This window comes from Pseudomonas sp. 3A(2025) (assembly GCF_054589175.1).
Window position 1 is genome coordinate 123782 of the sequence record NZ_BAAILM010000095.1, and the last position, 14739, is coordinate 138520.

Genomic DNA, 14739 nt, shown 5'->3' on the forward strand with positions numbered 1-14739 from the left:
CTGGAGGTCATGAATTTCGTGACAGGCATCATGTTCCGATACGTCATCGCGTGGGCTATAACATTGCACCACCACCGATACGCCATGAGTCTGTAAACGTGCCGCGCTTATCAATCGTTCGGGGAAATCGCTACACTCGCCATCCCTCCAGCACCTGCACAGGACTTGCAATGCCGCGCTCACCTTCGACCTTGCGACGCACACTGGTGCTCTGGCTATACGCCGTAGCCGTGGCCCATCTGCTGGGTGGCCTGCTGGTCAGTTGGGCGGGAAATTCCGGGTTGTTCGACGCTTATCTGAGTTCGCTGGAGCGGGCCTTCTGGCCAGAGGCGGCGCCAGTCTTTGCGCGCCAGCAGCAGGTCTGGTGGCTGGCCTTGTTCGGTGCCACGGTGCAGAGTTTTTCGTTGTACATGCTGGCGCTGGTGCACATCGGTAGCCAGATCAGGCGGCCGATGGTGTGGGGCTGGTTGATTGCAGGACTTCTGCTGTGGGCGCCGCAGGATCTGTTTTTCTCGTTGCAGGCCGGTGTCTGGTCGCACCTGGTGATCGACTCTCTGGCCTTGCTTGCCCTGTTGCCGCCGTTGTTCTGGCTATATCGCCATGACCGCAGGGAGGCAGCATGAGTCGGCCTGTGATGTACCTGCTGGCCGGCAACGGCAGCAGCGCGCGCTGGTGGGATGACGTGATCCCGTATTTTCAGCGCTATGAGGTTGTGCCGGTGGAGTTGCCGGGGTTTGGCAGCAATACCGAGCCGTTGTGTGAAGACTTGCCGGCCTACACCGAGGCCTTGCTGGCGGCGACGGTCAAGGGCGGCGCGATCATGGCGGTGGGCGTCAGTGCCTTGTTGGTGTTGCATGCCTTGCAGCGCCGGCCCGGGCATTTCTCGCGCAGTGTATTGCTGGCGCCGGTGGGGGCCTTTTTGTGGCAGCGGCGCCTGCCGGCCTTGATGTCGCCGATGCCGATTCGCAAGACCATCCATTGGCTGTTGGCCAACAAGCCGACGCTGTTTGCCAGCAAGTTCTCCCGACACACCTGGAGCGCGGCGCAGTACCAGCGCATGGGCGATGGCTATAAACGCTGCCGGGCGTTTGTGCCGTATTGGGACCTGCTGCGTGCCGATACCGCACTGCCATTGCTGGAGTGGATCACCGATCCGGTCGAGCTGGTGTGGGGCGATCAGGACGGTGTGCTGGGCATCGAGCAGGCTGCGGCGTGGTCGGCGATCCTGGCCCGCGCGAACCTGAGCATCTGCCTCAAGCCGGGTTGGGGGCATTATCCGTGGATCGACGCGCCGTCCGAATTTGCCACCTGGCTGGAGTCGGGTGAGCAGGGCTTTGTCGCGCACACCAAAGGCGGGCGTCTGAGTCTGGCGGAACTGGCCGGGCAGCCGGTGCCTGCGGCGCTATCGCTGCAGGATGCTTCTGACCCACGGTTGCCTGCGTTGCTGGCCAGCCAGCCGCAAGCGAGTTGGGCGGTGCGTTCGTCCAGCTATGGTGAAGACCAGGCCGACTCTGCGAATGCCGGGTTGAGCACCACGTATTTGCGCGTGCCGGCAGATGAGGTCAATGGGCGCGTGGCCGAGTTGCGCGGCGCCGGTGTCGAAGAAGTGGTGGTGCAGCGTTTCATCACGCCGGTGCTGTCGGGCATTGCGTTTGTGCGGCATCTGGCTGTGGAGCTGGAGTGGGTCGAAGGCCATCTTGAAGCCTTGGCCGACGGTCAGATCAGTCCCGAAAGGGCCGTCATTTCCAGACTGGGCGACGGCTGGAGCAGCGGCGCATTCAAGACTGCGCACGGGCTGAGTCAAGCGCAGCTGTGGGACTTTCTGCAAGGTGTGTTGCGGGTTTTTCATTATGTGCCGGGCGATGTCGAGTGGGCGTGGGACGGACGCCAGTTATGGCTGTTGCAATACCGGCCGATCAGCGATTACGGCTGGCGCCGGCACCTGACCGCAGCCAACATCGCCGAGATTCTGCCGCCGCAACCGAGCCGTTTTGTCGAGTACGGCCAGCGCCGGGCAGCGGCCAGTATTCCGGCGATCATGGCGCGCTGGGACGCGCGGGTGTTGCAGGACAACGAGCCGTTTACCGCCGTGTTTGGCGGTGCTTCCTACATCAACAATGACTTGTTTCTGGCGCGTCTGGCCGACTGGGGCATCGCCGCTAGCCGCTATGCTGGCGAAGTGGGTGGCGCCACGCCGCCTCTGCCCTGGCGACCAGCGCGGTTACTGCATTCGCTGCCGGTTTTTCTGCGCATGCAGCGCAGCGCGCGCGGGCACTTGCCGACCCTTGAAAAACAACTGCGCCGCTTCGACCATGAGCTGGCTGATCTTGCTCGGCAAGGGGCGAATGGACAACGACTGGCCGACTGGTTTACCCGCTTCTATGTGTTCGTGGTGCAGGGCAATCTGTGCATCGCGACCGCGTTGGCGAGCAGCGGCGGCGACTGGTTGGGGCGGCCGCCTACGGCCTATGACGATCTGCAAAACTGCCCGCACCGCCTGCCATGGGAGACCGATCCCGGCACACCGCGCCCGGCGCTGACCGACTTGCCGTTGCAAACTTTCCCGCACTGGCCACGCCGCGTCCGTCTGGCGCATGCGACAGGTTTACCGGGTTTGCGCGGTTATTACCTGCAAGTGCGCGAGTGGTATCGCGACAACCTGATGCGCGTGTTTTTCCGTCTGCATCACGCCATGCCCCAGGCCGAGCGCGAGCACTGGTTCGCGCCACACCCGCACATCCGCAGCCGCGATGGCAGCTTCTGGCAGGACGGGCGCGAAGGCAGCGAACAGGCCACAGGTTTCATGATTTACCCAGGCCAGGTGCAGGGCATTCTGGGCCGCGACATCCTGCTGGAAGACACTCTCGATCCCGGCCGCCATGCGCATTATCAAGCCGCGCAGGCGGTAATCGCACGCATGGGCGGACGCCTGTCGCACGGTTCGACCCTGCTGCGTGAACTGCGTAAGCCGTCGGCGGTATTACCGCAGGTTGATGTGACCTGGGTAGGGCGTGAGGTGGTGTATGTGGATGGGGTGTTGCGGTTGGTGGAGTGACCGGCCCCGTAACGTCCTGACGAACTTGATTCCACAATCCCGGTCTATTCCTGTCGATTTCCCCGGCCCTTTTTGTTGCCGGGGGCAGCGAACCCATCAGCAATAGAAAGGGTAGGGATACCGTGTCAGTTCAACGATTGTTCACCGCAGGCTTGCTTGGCGTTCTGCTCAGCGGCTGTGTCGAGTACCGCCATGTGCCGCCTGAAACCGCTGACGGGCAGCAATGCGTGGCGCAATGTACAGCCAGGCGCAGCGCCTGCACCAGCAAGGCCGAGGATGCACAGAAGGTCGATAAGACCGGTTACGACTGGCAAATGATGAACTACCGGGCCTGCATGACGCAGATCGGCAGTTCGTCGTCGCAGCCGTCATCGGCCTGCGGCGGCGAGCCACGCTCACCGTCCGCACCCGATACCCGTCATTGCCGGGAGGCGTATGACGGTTGTTTCACCACCTGTGGCGGCCGGATCGAACAGGTCCCGCGTCAATAGTCGATCCGGTCGCGCAGGGGCTTGCAGCGATCAATCCCCGACCAGATGCAAGAAGTGCATGTGCCGCTCGTACTGGTCAAGAATGTCGCCGATCACGTCTTCCTTTGACCAGCCCATGACGTCATGGTCCTGGCCGCCTTCGCGCAGGTGCACTTCGGCGCGGAAGTATTTGCGCTCTTCATTTTGCGTATCGCCCATCACGAAGCTGGGCATGGCGTAGGCCTGGGGACGAATTTCGTAGAGAAATTCCGGGTTGTCGGCCGGGCCTACGGTGAGTTGCACGCGGCCGTCTTCACCGTCCTGGACGCTGCAGTTATAGCCTTGGCGCCGCCACTCCTCAGCCACCGACAGACACGCCGGCTTGGCCACTTCAGTGATGAAACGCACCACGTGCGAGCGCCTCGGGAACATCGCCATGTTGCGCAGGCGCCGTTGCCAGCTGCCCGGCGTGCGGGCCACCGACGGTGACAGCGCGTGATGGCGCAGGCCGCGTTTGGTCGCATCGAGCTTCAGCGCCTTGAGCAGCCCGCGCATGCTGCACAAGAGAGCAATGGTGAAGGGCAGTGCGCTGGCGATGGTCGCGGTTTGCAAGGCTTTCAAACCGTCGGCCAGCAGCAGCGCGATGGCCACCACGCCCATGGCCGAGGCCCAGAAGATCCGCTGCCAGACCGGCGTCTGATCGTTGCCGCCCGAAGCCAGCATGTCGACCACCATGGCGCCGGAGTCGGCGGAGGTGACGAAGAACACCACGACCATGATGATTGCCAGCACCGAGATGAAACTGGCGAGCGGGAAGTGCTGCAAGAAGGCGAACAGCGCCAGCGCCGTGTCCTTGTCGATGGCCGCCGCCAGATCGCTCATGCCTTCGTTGAGGATCAGGTGGATCGCGGTGTTGCCGAATACGGTCATCCACAACAGGGTGAACGCGGTCGGCACCAGCAGCACGCCTGTCACAAACTCCCTGATCGTGCGGCCACGTGAAATACGCGCGATAAAGAGTCCGACAAAAGGCGACCACGCCAGCCACCAGCCCCAGTAGAACAGGGTCCAGCCGCCGATCCAGTCGGTCGGGTTGTAGGCATACAGGTTCAGGGTGCGGCTGACGATTTCTGTCAGGTAGCCGCCAGTGTTCTGCACGAAGGTTTGCAGAATCAGCACGGTCGGGCCGAGCAGTACCACCATCAGCAGCAGGAGCACAGCCAGGCCGAGGTTCAGCTCCGAGAGCCGGCGAATGCCCTTGTCCAGGCCGGACACCACCGACAAGGTGGCCAGTGCCGTGGTGCCGATGATCAGGCCGATCTGCACGCCGGTGTTTACCGGTACGCCGAACATGCTGTTCAGGCCGGTATTGATCTGCGACACGCCAAAGCCCAGCGAGGTCGCCACGCCGAGCACGGTGCCGATGATCGCAAAGATGTCCACGGCATGGCCGATAGGCCCATTGATGCGCTCGCCGATCAATGGGTACAGCGCCGAGCGCAGGGTCAGCGGCAGGCCGTGGCGAAAACTGAAATAGGCCAGGATCAGCGCGACGATGGCGTAGATCGACCAAGCGTGCAAACCCCAGTGAAAAAAGGTGATCTTCATCGCTTCGCGGGCCGCTTCAACGGTATAGCCGTCGCCGATCGGCGGGTTGATGAAGTGCATTACCGGTTCGGCAACGCCGAAGAACATCAGGCCAATGCCCATGCCCGCCGAGAACAGCATGGCGAACCAGGTGGTGCTGCTGTAATCGGGGGTGCTGTGGTCGGGGCCCAGCTTGATGTCGCCGTAGCGGCCAATGCCGAGAAACACCACGGTACCGAGAATGATCGCTACAGCGAGGATGTAGAACCAGCTGAGGTTGATGATGATCCAGTCCTGGATCAGGTTGAACATGTTTTGCGCCGCGTCGCGGAAAATACTGGTGAACAACACCAGGATCAACAGCAGGATCGATGAGATCCAGAAGACCGGCGGGTTGAGTGCCGACTTGGCAATGGGTTGAGGCTTTTGTGCCATGGGCTCTCCGTGTGCGCCGTGGTGTTTTACTTAACAGCAGTCATGAAAAAGCCCCGCCTGCGCAACGCGGGCGGGGCTTGAGACTACAGCTCAGGCGATCAACGAATGGTCGAACGCGGTGCTACTGGCTGGTTGTCGTTGGAGATGGTGACTTCGACGCGACGGTTCATGGCACGGCCGGAGTTGCTCGAGTTGTCGGCAACCGGGTATTCCTTGCCATAGCCTTGAGCGACGATGCGGCTTGGATCGACACCGGCACGCACCAGCGCCATACGTACGGAACCGGCACGACGCTCTGACAGGCCCTGGTTGTAAGTGGCGGAGCCTGTGCTGTCGGTGTAGCCCTCGACGATCACTTTACGGTCGGCGTTTTCTTGCAGGAATTGCGCAAGCTTGAAGATGTCGCCTTGTGCGCCCGGCTTCAGTTCGGCCTTGTTGTAGTCGAACAGCACGTCACCGAAGGTCACCAGGGTGCCGCGTTCGGTCTGCTTGGCGTTCAGGCTTTCTTTGAGCTTGGCAATCTGTGCATCGCGTGCATCCAGACGTGCCTTGGCACGTTCGGCGCTGGCTTTGCCCAGGTTGGCTTCGGCAGTGCGCAGGGCGATGGTCTGTTTGGCCACTTCAACGCGCTGGTTGGTCAGGTAGGCCAGTTGGTCGACTTTCTTGGCGTCTTCGCCGTCACGGAAAGCCTTGTCGGCTTTTTCCAGCCATTCGCTGGCATCTTTGGTTTCCAGCGCTGCGACCTTGGTGGCCTCAGGGTTGGTCTGCAAGGACGTGTAGTTGGTGCGTGCCTGCTCAAGGGTCGGGTTTGGCTTGGTGGCACAGGCCGCCAGGGCAACGCTCATGGCCAGCAGGGCAGGGATCATCAGTTGTTTACGCATAATGTTGTCGTCCTTAAATCAATGGCGAAAGCGTGAAAAACAAGAAGCAAGGGGTCGTCTTACTGGACCTGACGCATGCTTTCTTCACGGAGTTCGTTGACGCCCTGGCGAGCATCCTGCACGGCCTTTTCAGCCTTGGCGGCTTGTGCCTTGCGCTCGGCGACGCGGGCATCCCACTCGGCCTGTTGGGCCAGGCGACGCGCTTCGTCATATTTCTTGTCCTGCAGGGCCAGATCGGCGGCACGCAGTTTGTCCTGGGCGGACTTCATCTCGACGGCGGCAAACTCGGTGCCACCGGCGCTGACGGCGCTATTGACTGCCGATTGGCTCACCGCGTACTGCTCGGTGGGAGGGTTGCCGGCACAACCGGCCAGAACCAGAGTGCTTCCCAGGGCCAACGCAGCCAGTTTCAGCCCGCGCAGACGTTTGAACGAGGTTTTGGCAGTGAGGGTGTTCATGGTCATCAACTCCATTGTTTAACTCCAAGTGCTTGGTTTTCCATGACAGTCGGTGCCGGAATCAGAGGTGCCAGAGCCGTGCCTGGCTGTTACCTGCGGTCTTCCTGTAATGGCTATTGGCTGTGACCTTTGGCGTTTTTGAATAGTTCACTCGAATTTCTGTACCGATGAGTCAACTTTTTCAAGCGCCTTTGAAATCAAGGGCTACAGCCACTTTTCATGAAATATGACCTGCATCAGCGGTGCGTGGTTTGTGCCTTGAGGATGCGTTGCTCGGCCTCGACGAACGCAGGCGTGCGACCGCTGTCGGCGTACACCTCATCGCCTTCTTCGACGCGAATCACTTCGGCGCCCTGCACATAGGGAATGGCCGCTTCGGCCTGTTCGAGCGCGACATGCAACAGACCTTCGGTCACCTGTGCTTCGCTGATGCCGTAGGCTTCGGCCAGCGCCTTGATCTTGACCAGGTCGTGGCGGTACAGGCTTAAGGTGACTTCGCTACGCTCTTGTTGTTGGCGGGCGCGGGTTTCCCATTCGTTGAGCAGGTCCTTGAAACTGTTCATGATGCCTCCGGTGGCGATTGATGCAGTCAGAGGTTGTGACTGCGCTAGCGCGTCGGTGGTTCGATGACAAAGGATTTGGCGTACTGAAATTTTTAAGGCAATGTTCGTAATATAACAACAAACTTCAGGAGATCAGGATGGCCGATATAGATGCCCGTTTGCGCGAAGACGTCCACTTGTTGGGCGAATTGTTGGGCAATACGATTCGCGAGCAGCGCGGTGCCGACTTTCTCGACACCATCGAGCGCATCCGCAAGGCGGCCAAGGCCGGCCGGCGTGGCTCGGCAGAAGGCGCCGAACAGCTCAGTTCGAGTGTCGCCAGCCTGGAAGACGATGAGCTGTTGCCCGTCGCCCGCGCGTTCAACCAGTTTCTCAACCTGGCCAATATCGCCGAGCAGTATCAGTTGCTTCGCCGTCGCGACGATGCGCAGCCCGCCGCCTTCGAGAACCGGGTGCTGCCCGAACTGCTTGAGCGTCTGAAGAGTGCGGGGCACAGCAACGATGCATTGGCCCGGCAACTGGGCAAGCTCGACATCGAGCTGGTGCTGACCGCCCACCCCACCGAAGTCGCCCGCCGCACCTTGATCCAGAAATACGATGCCATCGCCGAGCAACTGGCTGCGCTGGACCATCGAGACCTGAATAGCCAGGAATACGAACAGACCGTCACCCGCCTGCAACGGCTGATCGCCGAGGCCTGGCATACCGAAGAAATCCGCCGCACCCGGCCTACACCGGTGGACGAAGCCAAGTGGGGTTTTGCGGTCATCGAACACTCGTTGTGGCAGGCGGTGCCCAATTACTTGCGCAAGGCCGACCAGGCGCTGCATGCCGCGACCGGCCTGCGTTTGCCACTGGAGGCTGCGCCGATTCGCTTTGCTTCGTGGATGGGCGGCGACCGTGACGGCAACCCCAATGTGACCGCCAGCGTGACCCATGAGGTCTTGCTGCTGGCGCGCTGGATGGCCGCCGACCTGTACCTGCGCGATGTCGATCACCTGGCCGCCGACCTGTCGATGCAAGAAGCCAATGCCGAGTTGCGGGCGAAGGTGGGCGACAGCGCCGAGCCGTACCGTGCCGAACTCAAGCGCCTGCGTGAACGCCTGCGCGCCACGCGTAATTGGGCGCAGGCCTCGCTGACCAGCACCCAGCCGGCGCCTGCAGCAGTGCTGCACGACAACCGCGAGCTGCTTGAGCCGTTGCAGTTGTGTTTTCAGTCGCTGCATGACTGTGGCATGGGCGTGATCGCCGATGGCCCGTTGCTCGATTGCCTGCGCCGCGCGGTGACCTTCGGGCTGTTTCTGGTGCGTCTGGATGTGCGCCAGGACTCCAGCCGGCACAGCGCGGCGCTCAGCGAAATCACCGATTACCTGGGGCTGGGCCGTTATGAGGACTGGGATGAAGAGGCCCGCATCGCTTTTCTCACCAACGAGCTGAACAACCGTCGACCACTATTGCCGGCGCACTTCAAGCCGGCCGCCGACACGGCTGAAGTGCTGGCCACGTGCCGGGAAGTGGCGGCAGCGCCGGCAGCATCGCTGGGCTCGTACGTGATTTCCATGGCCGGCGCGGCTTCCGATGTGCTGGCCGTGCAGTTGCTATTGAAAGAAGCCGGCCTGCAACGGCCGATGCGCGTGGTACCGCTGTTCGAAACCCTGGCTGACCTCGATAACGCGGGACCTGTGATCGAGCGACTGCTGGGCTTGCCGGGTTACCGGGCGCGTTTACACGGCCCGCAGGAAGTGATGATCGGCTATTCGGACTCGGCCAAGGACGCCGGCACCACGGCGGCGGCCTGGGCGCAGTATCGGGCCCAGGAAGTTCTGGTGAAGATCTGCCGCGAGCAGCAGGTCGAGTTGCTGCTATTTCACGGTCGTGGTGGCACGGTCGGGCGTGGCGGCGGTCCTGCGCATGCGGCGATTCTGTCGCAGCCACCGGGTTCGGTGGCCGGGCGTTTCCGCACCACCGAGCAGGGTGAGATGATTCGCTTCAAATTCGGTCTGCCGGGCATCGCCGAGCAGAACCTCAACCTTTACCTGGCCGCGGTGCTGGAAGCGACCCTGTTGCCGCCACCGTTGCCGGAGCCGGCCTGGCGGCAGATGATGGACCGCCTCGCCAGTGACGGGGTCAAGGCCTACCGCGCCGTAGTGCGCGAGCACCCTGAGTTCGTCGAGTATTTCCGTCAGGCCACGCCCGAACAGGAGCTGGGTCGCTTGCCGTTGGGCAGTCGCCCGGCCAAGCGCCGCGAGGGCGGCGTCGAGAGCCTGCGCGCCATCCCGTGGATCTTCGCCTGGACCCAGACGCGGCTGATGCTGCCGGCCTGGCTGGGCTGGGAAGCGGCCTTGAGTCAGGCGCTGGAGCGCGGTGAGGGCGAGTTGCTGGCGCAGATGCGCGAGCAGTGGCCGTTTTTCCGTACCCGCATCGATATGCTGGAAATGGTCCTGGCCAAGGCCGACAGCGACATCGCGCAGCTCTACGACGAACGTCTGGTCACCCCGAAGTTGCGCCATTTAGGGGCGCATTTACGCGACCTATTGTCGCAGGCGTGCGGCGTGGTATTGGGCTTGACCGGCCAGCAGCGGTTGCTGGCGCATAGCCCGGAGACGCTGGAGTTCATCAGTTTGCGCAACACCTACCTCGACCCGTTGCACCTGCTGCAGGCCGAACTGTTGGCGCGCTCGCGCGAGCGTGAAGCCCGTCTGGACAGCCCGCTGGAGCGGGCCTTGCTGGTTTCGGTGGCCGGTATCGCGGCCGGTTTGCGCAACACCGGCTAAGTGTCTGCGGCCCTCTTCAAGCGCCTGCCGCCGGAACCTGGCGGCAGGCCTTGTCAGACAATTCAGCCCGACACTGTAAGGCTTGCCGGGCGCGGCGTAGCTGCGACCTTGGGCGGCTTGTGCGCCCTGTGTGGGCTGTGTATCTTGATCAACCTTTTGGCCTTTGGCCGTCTATTTAGTTTTCGATTGGCCCAAGAGGCGAATCCGACGATTTCCATATAAAAATTTGAGGAGCATGACGATGCGCGTGATTCTGCTGGGAGCTCCGGGCGCCGGAAAAGGTACTCAGGCAAAGTTCATCACTGAAAAGTTCGGCATTCCCCAGGTCTCCACGGGCGACATGCTGCGCGCGGCAGTCAAGGCAGGCACTGAGCTGGGCCTGAAGGCCAAGAGCGTCATGGACGCCGGTGGCCTGGTCTCCGATGACCTGATCATCGGTCTGATCAAAGACCGTCTGGCCCAGCCAGACTGCGAAAAAGGCGTGCTGTTCGACGGCTTCCCGCGCACCATTCCTCAGGCCGAAGCCCTGAAGGACGCCGGTGTCGAGATCGACCACGTTGTCGAAATCGCCGTAGACGACGAAGAAATCGTCAAGCGCATCTCCGGCCGCCGCGTACACGATGGCTCGGGCCGTGTTTACCACGTGATCTACAACCCGCCGAAAGTCGAAGGTCTGGACGATGTCACCCAGGAGCCGCTGATCCAGCGCAAGGACGACACCGAAGAAACCGTGCGCCATCGTCTGTCGGTCTACCACTCGCAGACCAAGCCGCTGGTCGAGTTCTACAGCAAGCTGAGCGCTGAGCAGGGCAAGCCGAAGTGCAGCCACATCGAAGGCGTGGGCTCTGTCGATTCGATCACTGCCAAGGTTCTGGCCGCGCTGAACTGACCGCGACATGTTTCACACGACAATGGCCCGCTTGCGGGCCATTTGTCATTTATACTGCGCCACTTTTATTTTGCGACGGATACCTCGATGACCACCCTGCTGGCCCTGGACACTGCCACTGAAGCCTGCTCGGTTGCCTTGCTGCATGACGGCAAGGTGCTGAGCCACTACGAGGTGATCCCGCGCCTGCACGCCCAGAAGCTGCTGCCGATGATTCAGGACCTGCTGGCCCAGGCCGGTCTGGCGCGCTCGGCGCTGGACGCCATTGCTTTCGGTCGCGGGCCGGGCGCTTTTACCGGCGTGCGGATCGCCATCGGTGTGGTGCAGGGGCTGGCCTTCGCGCTGGATCGTCCGGTATTGCCGGTGTCGAACCTGGCCGTACTGGCCCAGCGCGCCCAGCGCGAACACGGCGCGAGCCAGGTCGCAGCGGCCATCGATGCGCGCATGGATGAAGTGTATTGGGGCTGCTACCGCGCCACGGCCGGCGAGATGCGTCTGGTGGGCAATGAAGCCGTACTGCCACCCGAGCAGGCGATCCTGCCCGCCGACGCCACAGGCGACTGGTTCGGCGCCGGCACCGGCTGGGGCTATGCGCCGCGCTTGCCGGTCAGTCTCAGCGGTATGGACGCCAGCCTGCTGCCCCACGCCCAGGACCTGCTGAGCCTGGCGACCTTCGCCTGGCATCGCGGCGAAGCGCTGCCGGCTGACGACGCCCAGCCTGTTTACCTGCGCGACAAAGTGGCAACGCCCAAGGGCCAGTAAGTCATCGCCTCAAGAATACCGGGCAGCGGACGATATAACAGTGATAGAGCGAGCTTGCGCCTGCAGGTTTGTGGCTGACCGGACATGTATTGCAATACAAGATGTCGATCAGCCATCTACCATTTATCGGCTGGCTCTATCAGAACGACCTGTGGCTCAAATAAATTGCGACAGGTGTGGTCTGTTCGTCATTCGGATATTTGCCCAGGCACCTGTTTGTTTGCCAAAGCGCCTGTTCGTGACGTTAAATTGCCACTACAAGACGCCGAGTAACCATCGATGCGCATAGACGGTCCTTCATCACGCTCGTACCCTATCAAGCGCAAGCCGCGCCAGAACTCGGCTACGCTTGAGGGTTCGTTCGAGCAACTCGACAGTGAAGTCGAATTACCGCCGCAGCCGGCCCAGACCGCTCGCCGTGAGGCCAGCGATACGCCAACGGCCAATGTGCCTGCACGCCCGCAAGACATCATCTTTCCGCGTTCCATGAGTTCTCGCGTGGCCAATGCCCTGGCCAGCTACCTGACTACAGCTACTTTTGTCGGCGATTGGGATATGGATGGCGCGGAACTCGATCTGTACGTCTGACCGTGTCCAGCCTGCCTTATTTTCTCGGCTGCCCGTCATGGGGCGATAACGCCTGGCGCGAGTCGTTTTACCCCAGTGATGCGCGCAACAGCGAGTTTCTCGGCCTGTATGCGCAAGTGTTCAATACGGTCGAAGGCAATACCACGCTGTATGCGCGCCCGAAACCGGACACCGTGCAGCGCTGGGCCGAGACCATGCCGGCGGATTTTCGCTTCACGGCCAAGTTTCACCGCGACATCAGTCACGAAGGCGACCTGCGCTTGCAGATCGACGCCGCGCAAGCCTTCGTCAGTCTGCTGGCGCCGCTGGGCGAGCGAGTCACACCGTTCTGGCTGCAATTGCCGGCCAGCTTCACGCCGCAGCGCCTCGCTGAACTGGTCACCTTCATCGACGAGCTGAAACTGCCGATGGCGGTGGAAGTGCGGAACATGGCGTTTTTCCAGAAGGGCGATGAAGAGCGTCTGCTCAACCGCTTGTTGCTGGAGCGTGGCGTTGAGCGCATCTGTCTGGATTCGCGGGCGCTGTTCAGTTGCGTGTCCAGCGACCCTGCGGTGCTGCATGCGCAGTCGAAAAAGCCCAAGGTGCCCGTGCGCCCGGCGGCGCTGACGCAAAGCCCGCAGGTGCGTTTTATCGGTCGCCCGGAGCTTGAGGCCAATGACCCGTTCATGGCTCAGTGGGTCGAAAAAGTCGCGGTATGGATCGAAGAGGGCCGCACGCCTTACGTGTATCTGCATACCCCCGACAATCACAATGCGCCGCAACTGGCGCAGCGCTTTCATGAGCAGCTTATGACCCGGCTACCGGGACTGCCGCCTTTGGCGCAGATCGATCGTGGTCCGCACGTGGAGCAGTTGGGCCTGTTGTGAGGTCAATGCTGTAACGGACCTCTACAAGGGCGACTCGATGCGTGTAATGCTCCTGATCCTGCTGCTGTGCGGCCTGGCGACGCTGTCGGTATGGCGCGGCTGGGTCGATGTGCCGCCACGCTGGAACCCGTGGGCGCCGCTGGATGTGCGAGCCGAGCCAAATTTTCTGACCTCGTTCAAGCTCGGTCGCCTGCAGGACGATCCGGCACTGTGCGATCAGGCGCTGGCCACCTCAACCTTGCGCTACAGCCGCCAGGCCGACAGCCCGGCCTCGGCGCGCTGCCCGTTAAGTAACACCTTGCGTATCCAGGGCGGCGATGTGGCGCTGAGCAGCAGTTTTCTGGCCAGTTGCCCATTGGCGGTGGCTTACGCCATGTTCGAATACCACAGCCTGCAATCTACTGCCCAAGACGTATTGGGCCAGCGTATCGCGCGCATCGACCATCTGGGCAGTTTTGCCTGCCGCAATATCTACAATCGCAGCGAAGGCCGTCTCAGCCAGCACGCCAGCGCCAATGCGCTGGACATCGCGGGCTTTCGCCTGGCCGATGGGCAACGCATCGATTTGCTCAAGGACTGGAGTGATTCAGGGAACAAGGGGCGTTTTCTGAAAGCGATACAGCAAGCCGCCTGCACGCATTTCAATACCGTGCTGGGGCCGGAATACAATGCGGCGCACCGTAATCATTTTCATCTGGACATGGGCTTGTGGCGGGTGTGCAGGTGACAGGCGTGGATCAGGCGACCTGGCGCAGGTTCTGCAGGATCAATGGCCGGGCCCAGCCATTGTCGTAGTCCAGCTGGCGCTGTTGGGCGGCCATGGTGGCTTCGTCGAACGGCACGGCAGGCTTGTCGGCCAGGTCCCATTCCAGCTCGGCAATCGGCAGGTTCAGCGGACGCGGTTTCGGTGCCTGGCCAGGTTCTGCGCGATCATCGTAGGCGTGGAACACGGTGGGGCGAACCCACTGAGTGTCGAATTCCAGGCCACGTTGCTGTTCGATCAGCGCCAAGGCATCAAAGGGTTCAGGGGCCGGTGGCAGCAGGTCCGTTTCGAATTCGGCGATAGGCAGAAACAGCGGCTCTGGCGGGCGGACTTCGGTGTCAGTCACTGGCAGGTTGCGCTGGGCGACGATCTGGCTCAGGGTCTGCGCGCCGGCGATGGGTTCGCCTTCACTGCTGTAGACCTCGGCCGGGGCTGCGGTAGCCGGAAACTGGCTGCCATCGCCGATCTGTTCAGCCATCGCCCGGGCGAACGCATCAGACCAGAGCTGGGTGACGCCACCCAGTGCCCGGTTGTTGCGCAGGCTATAGTCGCCAGAGTGCGACAAGTAACCTATGGATTGAACAATCTCTGACATAGCGATCAGTACTGGCTGTGGCTCTGGCAAAATGCCTGATACCGAAGTTATCG

At 62.0% G+C, this 14739-nt stretch carries 14 protein-coding genes; 9 read left to right on the top strand and 5 right to left on the bottom strand.

Going from position 1 to position 14739, the window contains the following annotated elements; translation table 11 throughout:
• Nucleotides 1–170: 170 nt before the first annotated feature.
• The 3 genes from ACYP2A_RS24100 (at nucleotide 171) to ACYP2A_RS24110 (ending at nucleotide 3546) form a co-directional block, all read left to right on the top strand.
• Nucleotides 171–623 (top strand): cell division protein, encoded by a 453-nt coding sequence (locus ACYP2A_RS24100; protein WP_459748447.1) that lies wholly within the window; start codon nucleotides 171–173, stop codon nucleotides 621–623.
• Entirely contained in the window at nucleotides 620–3055 is a 2436-nt protein-coding gene (locus tag ACYP2A_RS24105) for a PEP-utilizing enzyme (protein WP_459748448.1), read from the top strand. Before ACYP2A_RS24100 ends, ACYP2A_RS24105 begins: the two co-directional genes overlap by 4 nt.
• A gap of 122 nt (nucleotides 3056–3177) precedes the next feature.
• Nucleotides 3178–3546 (top strand): hypothetical protein, encoded by a 369-nt coding sequence (locus ACYP2A_RS24110; RefSeq protein ID WP_459748449.1) that lies wholly within the window; start codon nucleotides 3178–3180, stop codon nucleotides 3544–3546.
• 30 nt (nucleotides 3547–3576) lie between these two features.
• On the opposite strand, the gene betT is transcribed toward ACYP2A_RS24110, so the two are convergent.
• The 4 genes from betT to ACYP2A_RS24130 form a co-directional block, all read right to left on the bottom strand.
• Complete coding sequence (gene betT / locus ACYP2A_RS24115) at nucleotides 3577–5547, bottom strand: choline BCCT transporter BetT (protein WP_459748450.1); 1971 nt, start codon at nucleotides 5545–5547, stop codon at nucleotides 3577–3579.
• Nucleotides 5548–5645: 98 nt separating this feature from the next.
• Nucleotides 5646–6428: an OmpA family protein gene (locus tag ACYP2A_RS24120; protein WP_459748451.1), complete on the bottom strand. Its 783-nt coding sequence runs from the start codon at nucleotides 6426–6428 to the stop codon at nucleotides 5646–5648.
• 59 nt (nucleotides 6429–6487) lie between these two features.
• A complete protein-coding gene (locus tag ACYP2A_RS24125; RefSeq protein WP_459748452.1) occupies nucleotides 6488–6901 on the bottom strand; it encodes a DUF4398 domain-containing protein in 414 nt (137 codons plus the stop codon).
• 221 nt (nucleotides 6902–7122) lie between these two features.
• Nucleotides 7123–7449: a hypothetical protein gene (locus ACYP2A_RS24130; protein WP_459748453.1), complete on the bottom strand. Its 327-nt coding sequence runs from the start codon at nucleotides 7447–7449 to the stop codon at nucleotides 7123–7125.
• Nucleotides 7450–7586: 137 nt separating this feature from the next.
• On the opposite strand from ACYP2A_RS24130, the gene ppc reads away from it, so the two are divergent.
• The 6 genes from ppc (at nucleotide 7587) to ACYP2A_RS24160 (ending at nucleotide 14055) form a co-directional block, all read left to right on the top strand.
• Complete coding sequence (gene ppc, locus ACYP2A_RS24135) at nucleotides 7587–10223, top strand: phosphoenolpyruvate carboxylase (protein WP_459748454.1); 2637 nt, start codon at nucleotides 7587–7589, stop codon at nucleotides 10221–10223.
• A gap of 241 nt (nucleotides 10224–10464) precedes the next feature.
• Nucleotides 10465–11112, top strand: a complete 648-nt coding sequence (gene adk, locus ACYP2A_RS24140) for an adenylate kinase (RefSeq protein WP_459748455.1) — start codon at nucleotides 10465–10467, stop codon at nucleotides 11110–11112.
• 87 nt (nucleotides 11113–11199) lie between these two features.
• On the top strand, nucleotides 11200–11874 hold the full coding sequence (gene tsaB, locus ACYP2A_RS24145; RefSeq protein ID WP_459748456.1) for a tRNA (adenosine(37)-N6)-threonylcarbamoyltransferase complex dimerization subunit type 1 TsaB: 675 nt from the start codon (nucleotides 11200–11202) through the stop codon (nucleotides 11872–11874).
• A 279-nt stretch (nucleotides 11875–12153) separates the two neighbouring features.
• Entirely contained in the window at nucleotides 12154–12462 is a 309-nt protein-coding gene (locus ACYP2A_RS24150) for a hypothetical protein (protein WP_459748457.1), read from the top strand.
• A 2-nt stretch (nucleotides 12463–12464) separates the two neighbouring features.
• On the top strand, nucleotides 12465–13328 hold the full coding sequence (locus tag ACYP2A_RS24155; protein ID WP_459748458.1) for a DUF72 domain-containing protein: 864 nt from the start codon (nucleotides 12465–12467) through the stop codon (nucleotides 13326–13328).
• A 37-nt stretch (nucleotides 13329–13365) separates the two neighbouring features.
• Nucleotides 13366–14055 carry an extensin-like domain-containing protein gene (locus ACYP2A_RS24160; protein ID WP_459748459.1) on the top strand — a complete coding sequence of 230 codons (690 nt, stop codon included), beginning with the start codon at nucleotides 13366–13368 and terminating at the stop codon, nucleotides 14053–14055.
• Between the two features lie 10 nt (nucleotides 14056–14065).
• Here ACYP2A_RS24160 and ACYP2A_RS24165 read toward each other — a convergent pair whose 3' ends face one another.
• Complete coding sequence (locus ACYP2A_RS24165; protein WP_459748460.1) at nucleotides 14066–14686, bottom strand: energy transducer TonB; 621 nt, start codon at nucleotides 14684–14686, stop codon at nucleotides 14066–14068.
• Between the last annotated feature and the right edge of the window lie 53 nt (nucleotides 14687–14739).

Coding starts and splice junctions, on each gene's coding strand:
- ACYP2A_RS24165 (WP_459748460.1), bottom strand. CDS start 14,686: ATGTCAGAGATTGTTCAATCCATAGGTTACTTGTCGCACTCTGGCGAC.
- adk (WP_459748455.1), top strand. CDS start 10,465: ATGCGCGTGATTCTGCTGGGAGCTCCGGGCGCCGGAAAAGGTACTCAG.
- ACYP2A_RS24100 (WP_459748447.1), top strand. CDS start 171: ATGCCGCGCTCACCTTCGACCTTGCGACGCACACTGGTGCTCTGGCTA.
- ACYP2A_RS24125 (WP_459748452.1), bottom strand. CDS start 6,901: ATGGAGTTGATGACCATGAACACCCTCACTGCCAAAACCTCGTTCAAA.
- ACYP2A_RS24160 (WP_459748459.1), top strand. CDS start 13,366: ATGCGTGTAATGCTCCTGATCCTGCTGCTGTGCGGCCTGGCGACGCTG.
- ACYP2A_RS24120 (WP_459748451.1), bottom strand. CDS start 6,428: ATGCGTAAACAACTGATGATCCCTGCCCTGCTGGCCATGAGCGTTGCC.
- tsaB (WP_459748456.1), top strand. CDS start 11,200: ATGACCACCCTGCTGGCCCTGGACACTGCCACTGAAGCCTGCTCGGTT.
- ppc (WP_459748454.1), top strand. CDS start 7,587: ATGGCCGATATAGATGCCCGTTTGCGCGAAGACGTCCACTTGTTGGGC.
- ACYP2A_RS24150 (WP_459748457.1), top strand. CDS start 12,154: ATGCGCATAGACGGTCCTTCATCACGCTCGTACCCTATCAAGCGCAAG.
- ACYP2A_RS24105 (WP_459748448.1), top strand. CDS start 620: ATGAGTCGGCCTGTGATGTACCTGCTGGCCGGCAACGGCAGCAGCGCG.
- betT (WP_459748450.1), bottom strand. CDS start 5,547: ATGGCACAAAAGCCTCAACCCATTGCCAAGTCGGCACTCAACCCGCCG.
- ACYP2A_RS24130 (WP_459748453.1), bottom strand. CDS start 7,449: ATGAACAGTTTCAAGGACCTGCTCAACGAATGGGAAACCCGCGCCCGC.